At 67.4% G+C, this 20,905-nt stretch carries 17 protein-coding genes; 1 reads left to right on the forward strand and 16 read right to left on the reverse strand.

The window, feature by feature from the left end:
- Positions 1-2: 2 nt before the first annotated feature.
- The 16 genes from HK401_RS13105 to dcd form a co-directional block, all read right to left on the reverse strand.
- Positions 3-977 (reverse strand): class II fructose-bisphosphate aldolase, encoded by a 975-nt coding sequence (locus tag HK401_RS13105; RefSeq protein WP_181275109.1) that lies wholly within the window; start codon positions 975-977, stop codon positions 3-5.
- A 4-nt stretch (positions 978-981) separates the two neighbouring features.
- The gene (locus tag HK401_RS13110) at positions 982-2,310 is read right to left on the reverse strand and encodes a PfkB family carbohydrate kinase (RefSeq protein ID WP_181275110.1); all 1,329 of its coding nucleotides are present in this window, start codon (positions 2,308-2,310) and stop codon (positions 982-984) included.
- Positions 2,307-3,392 (reverse strand): ROK family protein, encoded by a 1,086-nt coding sequence (locus HK401_RS13115; protein ID WP_181275111.1) that lies wholly within the window; start codon positions 3,390-3,392, stop codon positions 2,307-2,309. The genes HK401_RS13110 and HK401_RS13115 overlap by 4 nt, the downstream gene beginning before the upstream one ends.
- Positions 3,389-4,318 carry an SIS domain-containing protein gene (locus tag HK401_RS13120; protein ID WP_181275112.1) on the reverse strand — a complete coding sequence of 310 codons (930 nt, stop codon included), beginning with the start codon at positions 4,316-4,318 and terminating at the stop codon, positions 3,389-3,391. The genes HK401_RS13115 and HK401_RS13120 overlap by 4 nt, the downstream gene beginning before the upstream one ends.
- Before the next feature lie 143 nt (positions 4,319-4,461).
- The gene (locus tag HK401_RS13125; RefSeq protein WP_181275113.1) at positions 4,462-6,477 is read right to left on the reverse strand and encodes a S9 family peptidase; all 2,016 of its coding nucleotides are present in this window, start codon (positions 6,475-6,477) and stop codon (positions 4,462-4,464) included.
- A gap of 25 nt (positions 6,478-6,502) precedes the next feature.
- A complete protein-coding gene (locus HK401_RS13130) occupies positions 6,503-7,309 on the reverse strand; it encodes a hypothetical protein (RefSeq protein ID WP_309135988.1) in 807 nt (268 codons plus the stop codon).
- Positions 7,306-8,994 carry a sensor histidine kinase gene (locus HK401_RS13135; RefSeq protein ID WP_181275114.1) on the reverse strand — a complete coding sequence of 563 codons (1,689 nt, stop codon included), beginning with the start codon at positions 8,992-8,994 and terminating at the stop codon, positions 7,306-7,308. The genes HK401_RS13130 and HK401_RS13135 overlap by 4 nt, the downstream gene beginning before the upstream one ends.
- Positions 8,991-9,743 (reverse strand): response regulator transcription factor, encoded by a 753-nt coding sequence (locus tag HK401_RS13140; RefSeq protein WP_181275115.1) that lies wholly within the window; start codon positions 9,741-9,743, stop codon positions 8,991-8,993. Before HK401_RS13140 ends, HK401_RS13135 begins: the two co-directional genes overlap by 4 nt.
- On the reverse strand, positions 9,733-10,128 hold the full coding sequence (gene mnhG, locus HK401_RS13145; protein ID WP_181275116.1) for a monovalent cation/H(+) antiporter subunit G: 396 nt from the start codon (positions 10,126-10,128) through the stop codon (positions 9,733-9,735). Before mnhG ends, HK401_RS13140 begins: the two co-directional genes overlap by 11 nt.
- The gene (locus HK401_RS13150; protein WP_181275117.1) at positions 10,118-10,837 is read right to left on the reverse strand and encodes a monovalent cation/H+ antiporter complex subunit F; all 720 of its coding nucleotides are present in this window, start codon (positions 10,835-10,837) and stop codon (positions 10,118-10,120) included. Before HK401_RS13150 ends, mnhG begins: the two co-directional genes overlap by 11 nt.
- Positions 10,834-11,460, reverse strand: a complete 627-nt coding sequence (locus tag HK401_RS13155; protein ID WP_181275118.1) for a Na+/H+ antiporter subunit E — start codon at positions 11,458-11,460, stop codon at positions 10,834-10,836. Before HK401_RS13155 ends, HK401_RS13150 begins: the two co-directional genes overlap by 4 nt.
- A complete protein-coding gene (locus HK401_RS13160; protein WP_181275119.1) occupies positions 11,460-13,040 on the reverse strand; it encodes a Na+/H+ antiporter subunit D in 1,581 nt (526 codons plus the stop codon). The genes HK401_RS13155 and HK401_RS13160 overlap by 1 nt, the downstream gene beginning before the upstream one ends.
- Complete coding sequence (locus tag HK401_RS20765; RefSeq protein ID WP_258234202.1) at positions 13,037-13,732, reverse strand: Na(+)/H(+) antiporter subunit C; 696 nt, start codon at positions 13,730-13,732, stop codon at positions 13,037-13,039. The genes HK401_RS13160 and HK401_RS20765 overlap by 4 nt, the downstream gene beginning before the upstream one ends.
- A 2-nt stretch (positions 13,733-13,734) precedes the next feature.
- Positions 13,735-16,779, reverse strand: a complete 3,045-nt coding sequence (locus tag HK401_RS13170) for a Na+/H+ antiporter subunit A (RefSeq protein WP_181275201.1) — start codon at positions 16,777-16,779, stop codon at positions 13,735-13,737.
- A gap of 271 nt (positions 16,780-17,050) precedes the next feature.
- Positions 17,051-18,361, reverse strand: a complete 1,311-nt coding sequence (locus HK401_RS13175; protein ID WP_258234189.1) for a hypothetical protein — start codon at positions 18,359-18,361, stop codon at positions 17,051-17,053.
- Positions 18,358-18,936 carry a dCTP deaminase gene (gene dcd, locus HK401_RS13180; protein WP_181275120.1) on the reverse strand — a complete coding sequence of 193 codons (579 nt, stop codon included), beginning with the start codon at positions 18,934-18,936 and terminating at the stop codon, positions 18,358-18,360. The genes HK401_RS13175 and dcd overlap by 4 nt, the downstream gene beginning before the upstream one ends.
- A 384-nt stretch (positions 18,937-19,320) precedes the next feature.
- Between dcd and HK401_RS21065 the strand changes: the two genes are divergently transcribed.
- Complete coding sequence (locus HK401_RS21065) at positions 19,321-20,901, forward strand: LPXTG cell wall anchor domain-containing protein (protein WP_181275121.1); 1,581 nt, start codon at positions 19,321-19,323, stop codon at positions 20,899-20,901.
- The last annotated feature ends 4 nt before the right edge of the window (positions 20,902-20,905 follow it).

Here is a 20,905-nt window from a genome sequence, read left to right on the forward strand (position 1 = left end):
GCTCATGCTCCGGTCCCACCGCTCGGCGAACGGCGCACCTGATCGTCGGCTCCTCCGGCAGCCCCGCCCTCCTGTCCGGCAGCGCCACCGCCGGACAGGAGGGTGATGAGGCGGGCCACCTCGGCGGCGAAGGCCTCCCGGGCCGGGCCGAGGTACTTTCGGGAGTCCACGAGCGCCGGGTCGGTGTCGAGGATTCCGCGCAGCCGTTCGGTGAAGACCCTGTTGAGGTGGGTGGAGATGTTGATCTTGCGCATCCCGGCGGCGACGGCGCGGACGATCTCGTCATCGGGGACCCCGGAGGAACCGTGCAGAACCAGGGGCACGGGCAGTGTCTCTGCGAGGACCGCGATGAGGTCGAGGTCGAGGCGGCTGGTGCGCTCCACCATCGCATGGGAGCTGCCGACGGCGACGGCGAGCGCGTCGACGCCGGTTGCGGCCACGAAGTCCGCGGCCTCGGTCGGGTCGGTGCGCACCCCGGGCGAATGGGCGCCGTCCTTGCCGCCGATCTCGCCGAGTTCGGCCTCGACGGCGGCTCCGCTGGCATGGGCGCGGCGGACCGCCTCGGCGGTGGTGGCGACATTCGCATCGAAGTCGAGGTGGGCACCGTCGTACATCACGGAGTCGAAGCCGAGGTCGATTGCCTCGGCGACGAGTTCGGGGTCCGTGGCGTGGTCGAGGTGCACGGCGATCGGGACGTTTGCGGACTCAGCGATGCTCAGTGTTGCACGGGCGATCGGGGCCAGTCGGCCGTGGTACTTCACGCAGTTCTCGGAGATCTGCATGATCGTCGGGCGACCTGCCGCCTCGGCGCCGGCGGCGATCCCTTCGGCGGATTCGATGTGGATGACATTGAAGGCACCGACCGCGCAGGGACCGGCGAGCGCCGCTGGGGCTGCCGGTGACGCGGCGGCGGAAGCCGAGGTCGGCGGAGGGGTGACGCCATCGTGCAGAAGGTCGATCGTGGCGGCTTTCGTCATGGTCTCATTCTCCGGGATTGTCGGCGGGTGAGGGGTGGTCGGCGGGTGCGGGGTGGGTGGTCGGTGCCTGGCGCTCCTCTGGGGCCGACGAAGGCGGCTCGGCGGGTGCCATGATCTGCACGCGATCGCGCAGAGCCCTCCAGCTCCCGTGGATAGCACCGGCTTGGGGCATGAGCACCGCGGAGGCCGAGATCGCGACAGCATCGGTGAGGATCGACTCGACCTCGGCATCGGTGAGGCTCGCATCAGCGCTGTTGAGGCTCACGGCTGAATCGTCGAGGCTCGCGTCGGCGGCCCGAGACGCCGCAGAATCGTCGGTGCAAGTGGCTTCCCGCGACTGTGAGCCAGTGCCCTCGGCCAGGCGGCTGAGCAGTGCCGCCACCACGGCGTCGCCGGCACCCGTCGGATTCCCCTGCACCGGCTGGTCGAGTTTCGCCGCCGACCGCGGCCCCGACCGGTCGATGAGCGTCAGCCCCGCTTCACCTCGAGAGGCAAGCACGGCTCCCGCCCCCGCCGCGATGAGGGCACTGGCGCTCCTGACCTGGAAGGCCGGGGTCATGCTCTGAGAACTGTCGTCGACGAAACCGTCCGCGGCCTGTGCATCCACGCGCGTCTGGTCGCTGCCCGTGGGCGTTGCGTCGGCTGCGGCGAGTTCGGCGAGTTCGGCGAGTTCCTCAGTGTTGGGTTTGAGCCAGTCGGCTCCGGCCTTCGCCGCTGTGATCAGTGCCGGCCCCGAGGTGTCGACGACGACGGAGACCCCGGAGGCATGCGCAGCGGCGACGATACGATCGACGAACCCCTCCGGCAGATCCACGGGAGTCGAACCCGAGATCGCCAGCGCCCTCACCTGCGGTTCGACGAGTCGTGAGCGCAGCTTCTCTTCGATCTGCTCCCACACCTCGACCGGGTGTTCGGAGGCGCGTTCGTTGAACAGGGTGGCGCGACCGGAGGACTCGACGAGTGCGTAGCTGCGGCGCAGTCGCGCCGGAGTCGGCGTCAGATCCCACACCAAGTCGTCGGTCGGGCCGACGGCCTCCGGCCAGTCCGTGGTATTCACCGGACCCTGCACATAGACGGACCAATCGAGCGCGGAGAGGACTTGCGCGACGTTGATCCCTTTCCCGCCGAGGCGGCCGCCGGCCTGCGCGACCCGATGCGAGGTTCCGAGATCGATTGCGTCCACATCGATGGTGAGGTCGCGGGCAGGGCTGAGCGTGAGGGTGACGACTTGCGGTGCACGGCTCGTCTCTCTGCCGGTCATCGAGCCGCACTCACGCTCGTACCGGTTGCCGTCGCGGCCGGCACCGGACGCATCCGCCGCCCCGCCGGTCATCGTTGTCCCCTGGTGAGTTGACCGGCCCTGGTGAGCTGACCGGTCCTGGTGAGCAGGCCGGCGCCGATGAGTCCGGCGACCGAACCGAGCCCGGCCGTGTGGATCTCCGGTTCGCGGTGGAATCTCAGCCGAGTGCGCATCGCGGCGGTCACTGCGGGAATGAGTTCAGAGGCACCGCTCAGACCTCCCCCGAGGACGATCGCCGAGGGAGCGGTGATCGTCACGAGCTGGGCACACATGGCGCCGAGGGCATCGGCCGCCTCGGCGAACACCTCAGCAGCGACCGCGTCGCCCGAGCGCATCGCCTCGAGCACCTCCCGCGCCCCGCCGGCGTCCCGACCGCTGCGCTCCGCGTACCGACGGGCGATCGCGGCCGCCGAAGCGATGAGCTCGACGGGCCCCTTGAACCGCCCTTCGGCGATGTCGACAGCGACCTCGAGGAAGCCCAGCTCACCGGCATATCCCCCGGACGAGACCATCCGGCCCTCGACCTGCATGGCACCGGCGATGCCCGTGCCGATGGTGACGAGTGCGGCATCGGCGGGCATCGATGCCGCGAACTCGAACTCCGCCCGACCGGCCGCGCGCACATCATGGCCGAAGACGACCTCACAGCCGAGCGACCGAGCGAGCAGATCCGCCATGGGTACATCCCGCCAGCCGAGGTTCGCCGAGTACACCGCGGTCCCCGTCGCCTCTTCGACGATGCCCGGCACGACCACGGCCGCCGTCGCGACCGGCAGTTCGGGGTGCGCTTCCGCGAGGTCATCGCGCAGTGCCACGACCGCGTCGACGATCGCCTCTTCCGGAGCGTGCACATCGGCAGTCCCCTCCGGGGCGCGCCCACCGGCAGTCCCCTCCGAGTCAGGCACGGGAGCGGACCCAGCGATGGCGGGCTCAGGTGCGACCCCCGCCGAGGCGGCTGCAGGCGTGGATGCGGTGCGGGCATCGACGAGGGCGCCGTCCGAGTCGAACAGCCCCGCCTTGAGCCCCGTACCGCCGACGTCAACGGCCAGGGCAACGGGGCCGAGACCGAGGCTGAGAGCTCCGGCCACGTCCAGGATCTCGGTGCGGGTGGTCATCCCTCGAGGACGACCGAGCGGGTCAGTGACCTGGGATTGTCCGGGTCGACGCCGAGGCGGCGAGCGCGCATGAGCGCCACCGCGTGGAGACGGACGAGATCGGCCAGGGGATCCCGGTCGGCCTGTTCGAAGCGAGCTCCGGTGGCCTCGACCTGAGCGGCGAGCCCCTCCGGCGCTCGGCCGAACTGCCAGCTCACCCGCCCCGGAGCGGCGATCGCAATCGGTCCGTGCCGATACTCCATGGACGAATAGGACTCCGTCCAGGCCCGAGCGGATTCGCGCAGCTTGAGCGCCGCCTCGTTCGCCAACCCCCAGGTCCACCCCATACCGAGGAAGCTGTACTGCTCGGCGGTGAGGAGCCCGTCGTCGATGAGCGTCTCATCGGCCGTCGTGAAGTCGGCGTCGATTCCGTCGAGCACGGTCCGGGCATCGGCGATGGCCGCCTCGAGCTCGGCGTCCTGGCCGAGCCACGACCGCATCGCCACGATCGCCGAGGTGCCGAAGCGGGTCTGGACGACCGAGCGCTCATCGGCGAAGTCGAGCTCGACGACATGGCTCGAGGCCGCGCCGATCGGAGAGTCCGCCACCCCGAGCACCGAGGTCACCGGCGTCGAACCGGCGAGCTGTTCGAGGGCGGCCGCCACCTCGGTGGTGGTGCCGGACCGGGAGATCGCGACGATGCGGTCATAGCGGCGCCCGGTGGGGAATTCGCTGGCCGTGAAGGCGTCCGTCTCCCCCTTGCCGAGGCTCTCACGCAGGGACGCGAAGACCTGCGCCCCGAACCACGAGGTGCCGCAGCCGATGACCGCGATCCGTTCCCCGTCCTGCGGCAGCGCCGAGGTTGCCGCCGGCGTCTCGAGGACGCGCTGCCAGATGTCGGGCTGACTGCGCAGCTCCGATTCCATGAACCGGCCGAGCTCGGACATCAATCACACTCCTGATCGAAACTTTCACTAATCAATCACAATAATGACACATTTCCCGCCTCAGCGATAGATAATCTGTGCGATCTGTCGGCAAGTCGATCATTCCCATGAACGTTCAGCACTGATTCCGTTCATGCTGATGCTCAACCCAGGGTGCGGACACGGTTCGCCTCGATCCCGAGCACATGCGCATCGAGGAAGGCCAGCACGGTGCGGTACCAGACCTCGGCATTGCCGCGACCGAGGATCCAGTGCCCTTCGTCCGGGTAGTAGAGGAACCGGTGCTGTGTGTCTCCGTCGGCGTCGAGCGGGGTCTTCGCCTGCGTGAGCAGATCCAGCCACAGCTCCTGCCCCTGCCCGATCGGCACCCGATAGTCCTTGTCTCCGTGGATGACGAGCATGGGGACTTCGATCTCGCCGGCGAAGAGGTGCGGAGAATATTCCGCCGCCTGCTCGCGCATCGCCTGGTCCCAGGACGAGTTGTCCGTGGTCCGGCCCATCGAGGTGGTGTTCCACAGGGAGGCATGGGTGACGATGCATCTGAACCTGCTGCCCGTATGTCCCGCGATCCAGTTCGCCATGTACCCGCCGTATGAACCGCCGGCCAGGGCGATGCGCTCATCGTCGATGTCCGCCCGCTGCCCGGCCGCCTCAGTGAGCGTCATGATGTCGGTGAAGGGAGTGCCGCCCAGCTGCTGCTGACCGCGGTCGATCATCGCCTGGCCGTACCCGGTCGAGATCGCCGGATCCGGCAGCAGCACGGCATAGCCGGCAGCGGCGAAGGGACAGGGATTCCACCGGTAGGTCCACGCGTTCCATGACCCCCAGGGTCCGCCGTGGGCGAAGACGACGAGCGGGTGCGGCCCCTGCCCTTCCGGCAGGACCAGCCATGCACGGATCGGGGTTCCGTCCTCGGCGCGGACCTCCACCTCGGTGAGGGTTCCCTCCTCGTCGAGGACGGTCGCCGGGTTCGCGAGTTCGCTGATGACGCCGGTCTCGAGGTCGATCGAGACCGGCAGGGGCGCGACATCGATCGCTGAGGCGGTCGCCACGACCGTGTCCCCGCGCAGTGCGAGTCCCGAGAACGCATACTTCTGGTCGACGCCTCCGACGAGGCGCCTCGGCTCGGCATCGTCGAGTCCGCCGATGAAGACGCTGCCGCGTCCGTGATCGTCGGCCGTGGCCACGATCGTCGAATCATCGACCCAGATCGGGGAGAACCAGAAGTCTGCGTCGGGCCACACCGGTTCCAGCTCGGCCGTTTCGAGATCGAGGACCATGAGCTCGACCGCGAGGTTGGTCCGAGGAGTCCAGAACTGTTGGCGACTGACCAGTGCTTTCGTCCCGTCGGGGCTGATGGCTTCGATGCCGAACCCGTGGTCGGCGGCCGGTTTCGTCAGCCGGTGCAGTTCGGGTTCGCCTTCGAGGTCGACGCGCCAGATCTCGCTGGCTTCGAGCTGGCCGGGGATCGGCTTCTCCAGTTCGACGAGGACGAACCGTGCTTCGTCGTCGACGGCCCAGTCGACGAGCCGTCCGCTCGGCAGCGACAGGTAGCGGAAGTCGAGGCCGGCAGGAACGCTCAGTTCGTCGGTGACCTCGGGGAAGTCGGCGCCGGACTGGTCGAGCTTCGCCACGGCCAAGGTCTGTCTGCCCGGCCCCAGGTCGTGGTCCCACCGGCGGACGGGGAATCCGGTGTGGAGGATGCCGCTGACCTTAGCCTCGCTGCGTTCGGTGCTGAATTCCTGGTGGTCGGACTCATCGGCGGCCCAGGTGTGGACGGGGAATTCGACGATGAGGGTCTCGCCCTTGATCTCGATGCGAGAGAATCCGCCCTCGTGGTCGGCGAGTTTGCGGGCCTCGCCGGTGTCCGGCAGCGCCCAGAGGCTCGAGCTCTCGGCGTCTTTGCCGTCCTCGCCCTTCCGCTTCGAGGCGAAGACGATCGTCCCGTCGTCGCTCAGCGCGGTCGGCCCGATCGACTGGGCACCGCGAGTGAGGCGGCGGGCCTCTTCGCCGCCGATGTCGGCGAGGTGGGTGAGGGAGGTGCTGCCTTCGGAGTCGAGGAATGAGTAACTGGCGATGACGCGGCCGTTCTGGTTCGTCAGGAGACCTTGCAGGCGGCGGGCGTCGAGGAGTCTGGTCACAGCGTCGTGGGTCGTCATCGTCCCATCCTAATTCGCCGGTCGACTAACGGAAGCTGGGGGCGGGGACCTTCTCGCCGTCGATGCTCACCGTCGGCAGGATCTTCCTGAACTCTTCGTCCGCCTCGGTGTTCGACTTCAGGGTGCGCATCTCGATGGTGAGGCTGACGAGGCGCCCATTGATCTTGTACCCCGTCTGGACACCGTAGGCCATGGTGGGCTGCTGATCGATGGCAAGGATCTCTGTGGCACCGAGTACCGCCTGATAGCTCCAGTACTCACCGGCGCTGAGCGAACCGGTCCTCTCGGCCAGGACCTGAGAGTCCTGCTTCGAGAAGCTGAACTTTCTCTTCTGGTCGACGACTTCCTGCGCGCTGTCGCTGTATTCGTCGTTGCAGCTGATCATGAAGACGTCTGAACTCGTCGAGCCGTCGGAGCGAGAGTAGATATGGAACTGGTCCGTGCTGCCGGTGCTGCCGGTCCAATCATCTCCGAGCGCGAAGGAGACCTCCACGGGACAGGTGCCGCCGAGGGTGACGGTCTCCTTCTTCATCCCCTCGGGAATCCCGCCCTCGGTGGGTTCGCTCGTGGGTTCGGAGCCGGCGGTCTTCTGCACACCGACCCTGACGGGGCCCGATGACGTGTCCTCGGTGCGGATCTGCAGGACCGAGCATCCGCTGAGGAGGACGGTCAGCGCCAGGGCTCCGGCGCCCGCGGCACGCCGCGTTCCTGGTGAGGGCCCGGCCCCGGCCGCGCGTTTCGGGGTGCCGGCATTCTCCGAGGCGGTCGCGGGGCCCGATCCGAGTATGCGCTTCGGGATACCGACGGTGTTCTTCGGACGCGGAGGGATCACCGCTGCTCACCCTGATCTCGCCGCTTCGGGCACCCCTCCTCCGGACCTGGCTGCTGCGGCGGGGTGTTCGGTGCGGTAGTCGGGGCGGCGCCGGGGTGTGGCGGCTGAGAGCCGGAGTTCGGCTGCGCGTTGTTGCCGAACGGCGTGGACTGCCCGACGTTCTGCGGGCCGGAGTTCGGCTGGCTGCCGGAGGGCCGCTGTGGGCCGGACTTCGGCTGGCCGGTGTAGGGCTGCGGCTGACTGCCGTACTGAGGCTGCTGCCCGAAATTCTGGGAGCCGCCGTTCGGCTGCCCGCCGTAGGGCTGTTGGGCCCCGGGAATCGGCTGGCCATAGCCCTGCCCGCCCGGCTGGCTGCCGATCGGTGGCTGCTGTCCGGTGTTCGGCTGGCTGATGCCGGGCTGACTGCCAAAGGGCTGCTGTGGTCCCGAATTCGGCTGGCTGCCGATCGGGGGCTGCTGACCGTTGTTCGGCGCACCGTTGTTCGGCTGGACGGGCTGCGGGTTCTGCCCGCCGCCCGGACCGCCGCGCGGCGGCTTGAACTGCGAATGCTGGCCGGAGTCCGGCGGCAGACCGCCGGAGACGGACTCGCCCGTGGTGCGATTGACCAGCGCCCCGTCGATGCGTTCGAGGCGACGTTTCGACGTCCGCCTCGGCGTGCCGAGGATCCGCCCCTCGAGTTCGTCCTGGTTCGGCTGGCGCGGCGGCAGGAACCCGGGTGCCTGCCGCGCATCCGCCTGCTGCACCGGCTGCACAGCATGCGATCCGGCGGCCACCCGGTCCATGTGCTCGGACATCTGCGGCACGGTCACCGGCGCGGCATCGGCGAGCACCGGCAGGACCATGCGCACCGAGGTGCCGACACCCTCCTGGCTGAACAGCTGCACTGACCCACCATGGCGGGTGACGATCGCCCGCACCAACGACAGCCCCATTCCCGAACCGGCGACGGCGCGTACCCGCGAGCCGCGGGAGAGTTCGTCCCAGACGCCTTCCTGCTCGGCCAGAGGGATTCCGCTTCCCGTATCGGCCACCTCGACGACGACCCACCGGTGGCCGTCGATGATCTGTTCGTTGGCCCGCAGCTCGACGACCTCGGCCTGCGACGAATACTTGAGCGCATTGCCCAGAAGATTGAGGATCGCGGTGAGCAGCAGGTCCTCTTCACCGGCGACGTCCGGCAGCCGCCACGGCGCCCGAGCGACCGTGGCCACGATCATCCGATCCTCGGCGCCGGGCGCGGTCGAGGCGTCCTCGACGGCCTGATGGATGAGCGCGTCGAGGTCGACGCGGGCGTATTCGATGATGCGGGTCTCGACATCGGCGAGCTTGCGCAGATCGGCGAGCAGCCGCGCCACCCGCCTCGAGGACACGTCGACCTGCTTGGCGGCCGGCTCCACCTCGGACAGGGTTCCCCCGTCGCGGACGACCTCGCGGATGCTCGCCGCCGAGGTGCGCAGCGCCGTGAGCGGATTCTTCAGCTCGTGGTCGAGACGAATGAGCATGCGATTCCGCTTCGTCATCGAGTCCTCGGCGGCCGCGGTCTCGATGGACTCCCGCAGCGTCGCCTCCCGCTTCTGCAGAGACCGCCATGCGAACCATGCTCCGACGGCGAGACCGGCGAGCACGAGGACGATCAGGAGCAGGAACAGCCAGACCTGGATCTCGACAACGAGGAAATTCGTCATACGTGCCTCTGGCCGTCCTCTCCGCGGACCTCACCGACGAAGCGGTATCCGCGTCCCTGCACGGTGGCGATCCACCGCGGTTCGGCGGCATCCTCGCCGAGCACCCGTCGCAGCTCTGCGACTCGGGAGTCGACCGCGCGAGTGCCCACGGCCTCCTCGAAGCCCCACAGGACCTCGAGCAGTCGGGAGCGTTCGATGAGCTCCTCCTTGTGCACCATGAGGTACTCGAGCAGAGTGAAGCCCTTCGGCGTGATGACGAGTTCGCGCGGCCCCAGCCACGCCCTCCGACCGACGCGGTCGACGCGCAGCCCGAAGCTCGACACGAGCACGGGGGCCGTCGCCAACGGGGGGCCGTCATTGCGGGTACGTCTGAGCACCGCGCGGATGCGAGCGACGAGCTCATGCGGGTCGAAGGGTTTGTTGAGGTAGTCGTCGGCGCCCTCCTCGAGCGCCATCGCCCGCTCGACGCCCTCCCCGACCTGAGTCAGCAGCAGCACCGGGACCCAATTCTCCTCCTGCCGCAGACGCCTGAGCACCTGTCGGCCGTCGGCTCCGGGCATGAGCACGTCGAGCACGCAGACATCGGGTCTGTGCCGGTGGATCTCATCGAGAGCCAGCAGTCCGTCGCTGGCCGGCAGAACCCGGAAGCCTGAGCGCTCGAGGAACGGCACCACCGCCCCGAGGACGTCGGGCTCATCATCGGCGACTAAGACGAGTGGTTGGGGCTCGCTGTGATTGTCAGTCGTCATGGTGGTCTGGTCCGGTTCCTCTCTGGCGTTCCCAAGCAAGCTCTCGGGCCTCAGCACGATCGACCGCCTCGGCGAGTTCGTCTCGGTACAGCATAGAACGACGCAGGTGCTTGGTGCGATAGCCGGCGCGGCCGACCATATGCGTGGCGACGGGGATCGTCACCAGCTGGAAGGAGATGATGATCGCCAGCGTCGTCACCGTCGCCCATGTCGGGAACTGGATCGCGACCCCTACACACACGAGCGTCAGGCCCAGGACCTGCGGTTTCGCACTCGCGTGCATGCGGGAGAGCAGATCCCCGAAGCGGACGAGTCCCACCGCGGCGGCCAAGGACAGGACCGCGCCGAGGAGGATGAGCACTGCCGAGATGATGTCAAGAACCATTGTTCTGCCCTTCCCCGGAGGTCTCGTCCGTTTCCGTCGGAGCCCTGTCCGCGTCAGTCGAGGCCCTGTCCGCGTCAGTCGAGGCCCTGTCCGCGTCCGTCGAGCCCCGGCTCATGTGCTCGGCGTCATCGGGACCGGGATCGGGTCCCGTGCCCTCGCCCTCCCCGTCGACGTCGGCGTCGGGATCGTAGGTCGGGTCCTCGATCTCGGTGACCTCATCGGTCACCGGACCTGCGTCCTGCGACGATGCGGACCGCGCCCCCGCCTCGGCGGTGGTGTCCTCACCCTGCGCAGACTCACCCTCCGCAGCGGAGTCCCGCTCACCGGGCCCCTGCTCACCGGCATCCGACGGTGTCTCATCGCGGGCGTCCCGCGGCATGTGCCAATCGGTGCTGGAGAAATCGGACAGCGCACCCGCCTCGGCGCCGGGAGTCATCGAATCGGACTTCGAGACGTACCGGGACACGCTCACGGACCCGACGAATCCGAGCATCGCGAGCACGATGAGCACCGGCAGCAGGTCCGTGCGGTCAGACAGCGCCATGTACCCGCCGAGACCGCACATGATCGAGGCCAGCACCACGTCGGTGCCGATCATGCGATCGAGGATCGAGGGCCCGCGGACGATGCGATAGAGGGCGAGGACCACCGAGGCGGCCAGGAGCAGCGAACCGGCGACGATGAGGATGTCGAGGACGATCTGACTCATGCTGATCCTCCAGCGGTCTCGCCGAGCGGATCCGGACGGGAGCGCAGCGCGGCGAGGTCACGATGCGAACCGAGCGTGCGGATGAGCAGCTCCTCGATGTGATAGACCTGCGCCTTGGCCTTGCGCACCTTCTCCTCCGAATCGCAGTCGAGGAAGTGGAGGTAGAGGATGCCCATCGACCGGTCACTGTCGATGATGATCGACCCGGGGATGAGGCTGGCGGTGTCGGCGATGAGCGTGAGCACGAGGTCCGAGCTCGTGCGCAGATCGCAGGCGACGACCGAACCGGCACCGACGGCGCGGGGCCGGAATGCGAACCACGCGACCTCGATCGAGGCGTAGAGCACCGAGTAGATGAACCACAGGCCGAAGACCAGCGCATGCCAGACATTGAACCGGCCGGAGAGCACCACCGGCGGCAGGTAGAAGACGCGGGTGACGAGGAACGCGACCACGATGCCCGAGACCACGGTGATCGCCGTGACCGAATCCCACAGCATCAGCCACAGCAGGACGAGGGAGATGAGCAGCACGAGCTGCTGGACGAACCCTCTGCCGCGGCTCATCCGCGGTCGGGTCGGGCCGGCAGGACGGCTCAGGCGCGTCGATCGTCTCGGACTCATCAGCTCTCATCTCCGAGCACGTTGGAGACGTAGTCGAGCGGGGTCTGCAGATTCTCTGCCGCCCGTTCCGCCATCCCCCACAGCGGTTCGGCCGCGACCGTGAGCACGATGGAGGCGATGACGATCACCGAGGTGGCCACCACCATGGCAGGGGGCACGCCGATCTGAGACTTCCACTTCTTCCCGGCCAGCAGCGTCTTCTTCCGTTCGGCGAACTCGTCGACGAGGTCCGCATTGGGCTCCTCGACGTCGGCGGGGTCGCGCCAGAAAGCGAGGTTGAAGGTACGGCCGATGACGTAGAGGGTGAGCAGGCTCGTCAGGGCGCCGGCGACGATGAGGACCGTCGGCAGCCACGCGTGGTCGTCGAAGCCGGCGAGGAACAGCGCGACCTTGCCGATGAAGCCGGAGAACGGCGGAATGCCGGAGAGATTGAGGGCCGGGACGAAGAACATGATCGTCAGCACCGGAGAGAGCACCATGAGTCCGCCCAACGACCTCGTCGAGGTGGACCCGCCGCGCATCTCCACGAGCCCGATGGCCAGGAACAGTGCGGTCTGGACGATGATGTGGTGGAGCGTGTAGTAGATCGCCGCGGACAGGCCCACACTCGTGCCCAGAGCCACACCGAAGAGCATGTAGCCGATGTGGGAGACGAGGGTGAAGGACACGATCCTCTTGATCTCCGACTGCGCGATCGCACCGAGGATGCCCACGAGCATCGTCAGTCCCGCCGCGATGAGCAGCGGCACCCGCAGGGAGGAATCGGCGAACAGCAGCGTCTCTGTCCGGATGATCGCGTAGATGCCGACCTTCGTCAGCAGTCCCGCGAACACCGCGGTGACCGGGGCCGGAGCCGTCGGGTACGAGTCGGGCAGCCAGAATGAGAGCGGGAAGATCGCGGCCTTGATGCCGAAGCCGAGCAGCAGCAGCACGTGGAGGATCATCTGCACATCGGCGGGCAGGTCGGAGATCCGCTCGGACAGCTGCGCCATGTTCACCGTGCCGGTCGCCGCGTAGATGATGCCGATCGCGGTGAGGAAGATGACCGAGGACACGAGAGAGATGATCACGTAGGTCACGCCCGCCCGGATCCGTTCGGCCGTCGCACCGAGGGTGAGCAGAACATACGAGGCGACGAGGAACATCTCGAAGCCGACGTAGAGGTTGAACAGGTCGCCGGCGAGGAAGGAGTTCGCGATGCCCGCGCACAGCACCAGATAGCTGGGGTTGAACACGGAGATCGGGGTCTCGTTCGAATCGTCGTTCGCGTCCTGGCTCAGAGCGTAGACGAGCACGCACAGAGTCACCAGCGAGGAGACGATGAGCATGAGCGCGGAGAGCCTGTCCGCCACGAGCACGATGCCCGCCGGCGGCTCCCACCCGCCGATGGCCACGACCTGCGGCCCGTGAGCGTCGACGCCGAAGAGCACGACCGTGGCGATGACCATGACCGCCAAGAGGATCGCGATCGACACGACGTTCTGCGCCTTCGTGTACTTGGACAGGACGAGCGTGATGCCCGCGCCGATGAGCGGCAGCAGAACCGGCAGCGGAATGAGGACGGGCAGGAGATCGATCATGCGTCATCCCCCTTCGTGCCCTTGGCGTCGTTGGTGTCCTTCGCTTCCTCGGTGTCCGTCGCTACGTCGGCATCCGTCGCTTCCTTGGCGTCCGTCGCTTCCTCGGCGGCCTCGGCCTCGTTCGCACTGTGCGCGTCCGTCTGGGAGTCCACGACCGCCTCGGCGATGGCATCGGCCTGGGCCGGGTTCGGAGCATCGTCGATCTCCGCGGCGATCTCTTCCCTCTCATCGGGAGTGCCGTCGTCGTCGAGGTCGACGGCACCCCTGATCGGGGACTCCGCCTCGTCACCGAACTCGGTGTCGTCGTAGTCGGTGCTCGCCTCCGCCTCGGAGTCGATGACCTTGGTGATCGCGACCTGGAGGTCGGCGTCGTCGTCCTGCAGCGAATCGGCGCGCATGAGCCTCCAGGAACGGTAGATCATCGCCAACAGGAACGCGGTCACGGCGAAGGTGATGACGATTGCGGTGAGGATGAGGGCCTGCGGCAGCGGGTCGGACATGCCCTCCGTCGACAGGTTCTTCCCATCGGTCAGCGGCACCGAACCGCGGCCGGCGGTGAGGATGATGAGCAGATTCGCGCCGTTGCCGAGCAGGATGAAGCCGAGCAGGACACGGGTCAGCGACCGCTCGAGCATGAGGTAGATGCCGGCGGCGAAGAGGACGCCCATGGCCACGACCATGACGAAGGGCATGCTCACAGTCGACCTCCTTCCGCACCGTTGTCGACGTCGAGTTCGTTGACCCGATCCATGATCACCGACACGGCTCGGTGTTCGGCCGTGGTGCCCATGTTCTCGGAGAAGCTGACGTTGTCGTGAATGCGGTGGGCCAGCATCGCCTCGTCGCGCTCCTGGTGCAGGTCGACTTCGGCGCCGAGCGAGCGGAGGATGTCGAGCATGAGGCCGATGACGATGAGGTAGACACCGATGTCGAAGAAGGTCGAGGTGCCGAAGGACAGGTGTCCCAGCAGCGGCAGATCACCTTCGAGGTAGACGGAGTCGAAGACGGTCTCGCCCCACACCCAGCCGCCGATGACGGTGAGCACCGCCGTGACCAGGCCGGTGCCGAGCATCCCGGACGGAGTGAAGGGGGCCGCCTCGGCGAGTTCGTACTTGCCTCCGGCCAGATAGCGCACGACGAGCGCGAGCCCGGCGACGAGGCCGCCGGCGAATCCGCCGCCGGGGTCGTTGTGACCGGCGAAGAGGAGGTAGACGGAGAAGACCATGACGGCGTGGAAGATCAGACGTGCGGTCACCTCGAGGATGATCGAGCGGTTGCGCGGGGCCAGGGTGCGTCCGGCGATGAGCCAGGACACGCGCTTCTGCGACAGATCCTCACGTCCGGGGTTGTGGATGTCGGCGACCTCTTCGGCCACGGGCTGGAAGCGGACCCGGCCGGCCGCCTCGGTGCCGTCCTTCTTCCGTTCGAAGCGGTGGAGGTGACCCTCGCGACCGCGGACGAAGATGAGGCCGGCGATCCCGGTTCCCGCAGCGACGAGCACGGAGATCTCACCCATCGTGTCCCACGCACGGATGTCGACGAGGGTGACGTTGACGATGTTCTTGCCGTGGCCGAGTTCGTAGGCGAGCTGACCGAAGTCGACCGAGACCGGATCGGACACGCGCACGCCCGCGGCGATGAGGACCACCAGCATCATCGTGATGCCCACGGCACCGCCGATGATCGCCCGCCAGGCCGGGGTGAAACGGCCGGTGGACTCGCCGATGCGGGCCGGCAGGCGACGGAGGACGAGGACGAAGACGACGATCGTGATGGTCTCGACGAGCACCTGCGTCAGCGCGAGGTCGGGTGCTCCGACGAAGGCGAAGTAGGCGACCATCGCGTATCCGGAGATGCCGGTGACGACGACCGCGGTGAATCGCTTCCGCGCTCTCGTCGCCGAGATCGCGACGATGATGAGCACGGTCGCGACGATGAAGTCGAGCGGGGTGTCGGAGAGGTGGAAGTCGATGTTCCAGGTGTCGTTGGAGATGACGGCCAGACCGACGCCGGCGACGAGGACGAGGTAGACCACGGCCTGATAGAACGGCAGCGAACCGCGCTGGGTGCGAGCGGTGACCCACAGCGCCAGGGCCTCCATCCAGCCGATTGACTTCCGATAGAGCTCGTGGAAGTCGATGCCCGACGGCAGCGTCGACTGCACCTTCGCGAACGGGCGGCGCAGCACGAAGAGCGCGAGGCCTGCGGCGATCGTGACGGCGGAGAATGCGAGTGCCGGTTCGAGACCGTGCCACAGTGCCAGGTGGTAGTGCCCGTCCTCGGCGGACACCACCGGCAGGGAGTCGGTCCACGCGGAGAAATAGCCGTCGAGGAGGCCGACCCCGGGGCCCAAGGCAAGGGTCATCGCGGTGAGGATGAGCGGAGCGACGACGAGGGTGACCTTCTCGTCGCGGCGAGCGATGTCGTCGACTCCGGGCTTCGAGGAGAACGCTCCCCAGACGAAGCGCGCCGAGTAGGCGACCGTGAGGATCGAGCCGATCATGATGCCGATGAACGCGATCACCGAGGACTTGTCCGGGGAGGCCAGCAGCGTCGAGTACGCGGCCTCTTTCGCGGCGAAGCCGAGCATCGGTGGCAGTCCCGCCATCGAGGCGGCCGCGATCGTCGCGCACACGGCGACGACGGGGAAGGCCTTCCACCCCCCGGAGAGCTTCGTCAGATCACGGGTGCCGGCACGGTGGTCGATGATGCCCACGCACAGGAACAGGCAGGACTTGAACAGCGCATGGGCGATGAGCAGACCCAGGGCCGCCTTCGTGATGTCCGGGGTCCCGAACGAGGCCATGGTGGTGAGGAAACCCAGCTGGGAGACGGTGCCGAAGGCCAACAGAAGTTTGAGGTCGGTCTGCTTGAGCGCCTGCCACCCGCCGATGAACATCGTCAGCAGGCCGAGGGTCAGCAGCGTCTCGGTCCACCCCGGGACGTGGTGGTATCCGGGCGCCAGCCGCAGCACGAGGTAGATGCCGGCCTTGACCATGGCGGCGGCGTGGAGGTAGGCGCTGACCGGGGTGGGTGCGGCCATGGCACCGGGCAGCCAGAAGTGGAACGGCATGAGCGCCGACTTCGAGATCGCGCCGATGAGGATGAGGATGACCGCGCTGATGATGATCGGACCGGTGTCCATGCCCTGCTGAGCGCGATCGATGAGCGTGGAGATCCGGCCGGTGCCGGTGGCTGTGATGAGCATGATCATGCCCACGAGCATGGCCAGGCCGCCGGCGGTGGTGACGATGAGCGCCTGCAGGGCGGCCTGGCGGGAGCGGCGCCGGGACTGGTTGTGGCCGATGAGCAGGTACGAGAAGACCGTGGTGCCTTCCCAGAACAGGTAGAGCATGAGGAGCTCGTCGGCGACGACGAGTCCGTACATCATCGCCGCGAAGGCCATGAAGATGCCGGCGAAGCGGGCCAGGCCCGGCTCGTCGGGCGGGAAGTAGCGGGCACAGTAGACGAAGACGAGGGTTCCGACGCCGGTGACGAGCAGACTCATCACCCAGGAGAGGACATCGAGACGGAACACACCCTCAAGTCCCAGCGCCGGCAGCCAGTCCATCGACTCGACCAGGGGGTGGGCAACGGGCCCGAAGAGGTCGCCGATCTTCGACAGGCTGAAGATCAGTCCCGCCAGGGGAACGAGGGCGAGGAAGAAGAAGCCGTTGCGGCCGAGGAGGCGGATCAGGGGGTAGGCAATGACAGACGCGCCGAAGAAGGCACCTGTCATGGCTAACACCGGCAGCCACCTCCGTCATATGCCTGAATGCGGGAAAGGTCCGTGACCTATTTTTGCACGGACGGGCGTTGTTTCCCCAATCAGGAAACGTCTGATATGGGGGCGAATCGCCCGTCATGACGGGGCTCGCACCTGGAGTGACGCCGAGGTTGGGCGACGTTCGGCGCGACCGGATCGGGAGGTTGCGACGTCCAGGTAAGGGAGGCAGCCGTCACCGGTTCGAAACTGCTGTCGAGCTCACTTGCGGAGCTGAGAAACTCACTCATCCAGCCGGCGAAGTCCACTCGCGCAGCTGGCGACTGGTGACGAGGAAGCCGTTCTCGTCGAGCCCGATCCCATCGCAGCCGACGAGGAGCTCGGCCCCGATGGCATCGGTCAGCCGGGCGACTTCGCCGCGCATCCGCCGGAACCGCCGGCTCTGGTCGGGTCGGTAGCGACGGGACTCGGTGTCCATCCAATGCACGTGGTACTCGATCTGCGGAGCGTCCGAGTGTGCGGCGATGATCGGCGGCACCCATTCGGCCTCCATCACACGGATCTCGAGGCTGCCCGCGCTCTCGGCGATGTCTCCGAGCGGGACCAGCAGCGCATAGCCGTCGAGGACGACCGGAGCCGAGGGGTCGAAGAGCGGATCGTCGATGCTCGCCTGTGCCAGCACATCCTCGTCGGGGGTGGGCAGCGCCTGCTGGAAGGCGTGCGGGGCATGCCGGCGCACGAACTCCAGCGCCACCGCCGGTTCGAGCCAGTACGGCGAGTAGAGGTAGAGGTCGACCTTCGCATCGGGGTCGGGAATGATCACGCGGGTCGGCAGATCGGCCTCATCGGCCAGGCGCAGCCCCGTGTGCAGGCGGGAGGCGATGGACAGGAAGAGGCTGAGCATCCGTTCCTCCTCCCGGTCGGGCATCCCCGCCGGGAAAGCCTCATGGAGCCCGTCCGCATCGGCGTGCCAATCCGGCGGCGGGGTCGGCTGACGGTCGCGGGGGCAGTCGATGACGACGGCGTGCCGGGCCCAGTCGGGAACGTCGAGAGCGGCGACGTCGGCAGGTTCGAGGTCGACCCCGATGCTGAGCCGGGAGTGCCGACTCAGCCGCATCTGCCCGTGTTCGTCGAGGCGCGGCTGCAGGTCGGGAAGCTTGTTGTGGATGAGCGCGAGGACATCCGAGACCTCGACCTCGTCATCGAGGAGCAGGAGGTGGAATCCCCGCAGATCCGCCGAGGTGGCCGTCTCCGCAGGTGCGGATCCGCCGCGGGCGCCGTAGCCGGGCCTGCCCGTCGACGGCATCCCCGTCCGCCGCCTGCTCGCGGCAGAATCGGAGACGTCGGGCGGCTGAGTGTGGTCAGGGCCGGCGGGAATGGAAGGGCGGCCGGGGCCTGCGACACCATGGTCGGCAGGAATACCGGCACCGTCAGGGTCGGCGATGCCAGAGCCGACGGCGCCGGTTCCAGTTCGGTCAGGGACGTCCGAGTCAGGGCCGGCATAGTCGGGGCCGGCATAGCGCGCGCCGTCGGCCTGTTCGCGGGCGGCGCGTTCAGCGGCTTCGCGTTGGAGCCGCAGTTCGCGGCGAGTGATCACATGTCCCTCCGGTAGAAGTTGAGGTGCGATCGAGAGGCCGTGGGACCGCGCTGACCCTGGTACCGGTTGCCGGTGGCCTCCGAACCGTAGGGGTTGAGCGCCGAGGAGCTGAGGCGGAAGAAGCACAGCTGCCCGATCTTCATGCCCGGCCACAGAGTGATCGGCAGGGTCGCGACATTCGAGAGCTCGAGGGTCACGTGGCCGCTGAATCCCGGATCGATGAATCCGGCGGTCGAGTGGGTGAGCAGCCCGAGCCGTCCCAGCGAGGACTTCCCTTCGAGGCGGGCGGCGACGTCATCGGGCAGAGTGACGAGCTCATGGGTCGAGGCCAGGACGAACTCGCCGGGGTGGAGGACGAACGGCTCTCCCGGGGCAGCCTCGACGAAGCGCGTGAGTTCAGGCTGTTCGAGGCTCGGATCGATGACCGGGTACTTGTGGTTGTCGAAGAGACGGAAGTAGCGGTCGAGGCAGACGTCGACGCTGGCCGGCTGGATCAGCGAGGGGTCGTAGGGGTCGAGGACGATGCGACCGGAGTCGAGCTCGGCGCGGATGTCGCGGTCGGATAGGAGAGTCACGTATCCGATGGTAGTCGTTCGGGCGCCGGAGCGCTCGAAATGCTGCGCTCGAGGATCCGTGCCTGAGATGCTGTGCCCGAGCCCGGCGCGGCAACCGTCCGACCAGCGCTCAGCAACCCGAAATATGAGCACCCGACAGTCGTCGGACGACAGTGAAAACGAGCAAGCCCCAGTGCGACACGCCGAATTGATGTCACAAACCGATAACGATTCACCCCAATTCTCCTGGTTTTTGCCCGTGTGTCTCCCCACAGCGACTGGTGAATGCTTTAGAGTGATGTGCTGTACGGACCCGCGCACGATGGTGCCTTCCCCTTCTTAAGCCAAGGAATGCCGGGAGTCCCATCGCCTTTCGTGGGTAGACAACAATCGAAAGGCATTACTGTGAAGACCTCGCGTCTTGTGCTTGCCCCCGCAGTAGCCGTTGCATTGACAGGTCTTGCTGGCGCCCCGGCGTTCGCGGAGACATCGTCCCCCGCTACGGTCTCTCCCACGGAGGTCTGCGCTCAGGAAGAGCAGCAGTCATCCGACGACTCCGAATCGGATTCCTCTGTTCCCGACGAATCGGATCCTCAGGCCACCCTTGCTCAGGCGCAGGTGACCCGAGACGACATCGCGGACCAGAAGAAGGGAATCGGCTTCTCCGGCACCGGATTCACCCCGGACGAGAAGGCCACCGTGACGGTCGTCGGCACCGACGGCACCGAATACGCACCGGAGAAGAAGCTCACGGTCGACGAGAAGGGCGAGGTGTCCGGCACCTACTTCTTCTCCGTGACCGAGGGAGCGAAGGTTCCCGTCGGGAAGTACTCGCTCTACCTCACCGATCTCAAGTCGGAGAAGAAGTCCTCGAAGGTCAGCTTCGAGGTCGTCTCCAAGGCTTCCGACGTCGACAATCCCGGAAACGATGACACTCCGGGCAACAACGACGACGACAAGAACTGCGACTCCGCCACCGCTCCGGCCGACAACGGCGACGACGCGACCGAATCGGAATCGCCGTCGCCGTCCGAGACCGGAACCGAGAAGCCCTCGGAGTCGAACACTCCGAGCCCGACCGAGACCGACGACAAGTCTGACGACAAGTCCAGCGAAAGCCCGGTCAAGGGAGTCAACCCCGGCCCGGCCAAGAAGCCCACTACTGAGGCTCCGAAGCCGACCGAGACCGACGATGCCAAGGACGCCGACGACGAGGACTCCGACAAGGCCGAGGACGCCGACGACAAGACGTCCGAGGCTCCGACGACGTCCGAGGCCCCGACGACGTCCGAGGCTCCGAAGCCGACCGAGACCGACGACGCCGACGCGTCCAAGGACTCCGAGGACACCGACAAGTCCGACGACACGAAGCGGAAGGCGTCCGAGGACGACGGCTCGAAGTCCGACGACGAGAAGTCCGAGGACAAGGCCTCCGAGTCGACCGGACCGGCCAGCCCCGGCTCCGATGAGAAGAAGGCTCCGGCAGCTGCCAAGCAGTCCCTCTTCATCGACCCGACGGAGATCAGCTCCGAAGACTTCCTCAACAAGGGCATCAAGCTCGGCGTCAGCGGAGCCCAGCCCGGTGAGAAGATCACCATCACGGTCGAGCATGCCCAGGGCAAGGTCGATCGCTACACGATGACGAAGGAAGCCGACTCCGAAGGCAAGGCGACCTTCGGCGTCCAGGCCAAGGTCAAGTCCGTGCTCGGCACCTACAACGTCACCGCTCAGGCCGAGAGCTTCGATGAGCCCCAGGGCGGAAGCTTCACGGTCCTCACCAACGGCACCGCCGTCGACGACGGCGGCAACGGCTCCGGCAGCAACAGTGCGGGCAACGGCTCGGACTCCTCCGGAAGCGACCTGCCGCGCACCGGTGCCGAGATGACCGGCCTGGCACTCGGTGTCGGTCTGCTCGCCGTCGGTGCCGCAGCCGTCATCATCACCCGTCGGCGGATGCACGCCACCGACGACCCAGCGGAGTTCTAAGATC

It is taken from the genome of Brevibacterium oceani (genome assembly GCF_013623835.1).
Taxonomy (GTDB): Bacteria; Actinomycetota; Actinomycetes; order Actinomycetales; family Brevibacteriaceae; genus Brevibacterium; species Brevibacterium oceani.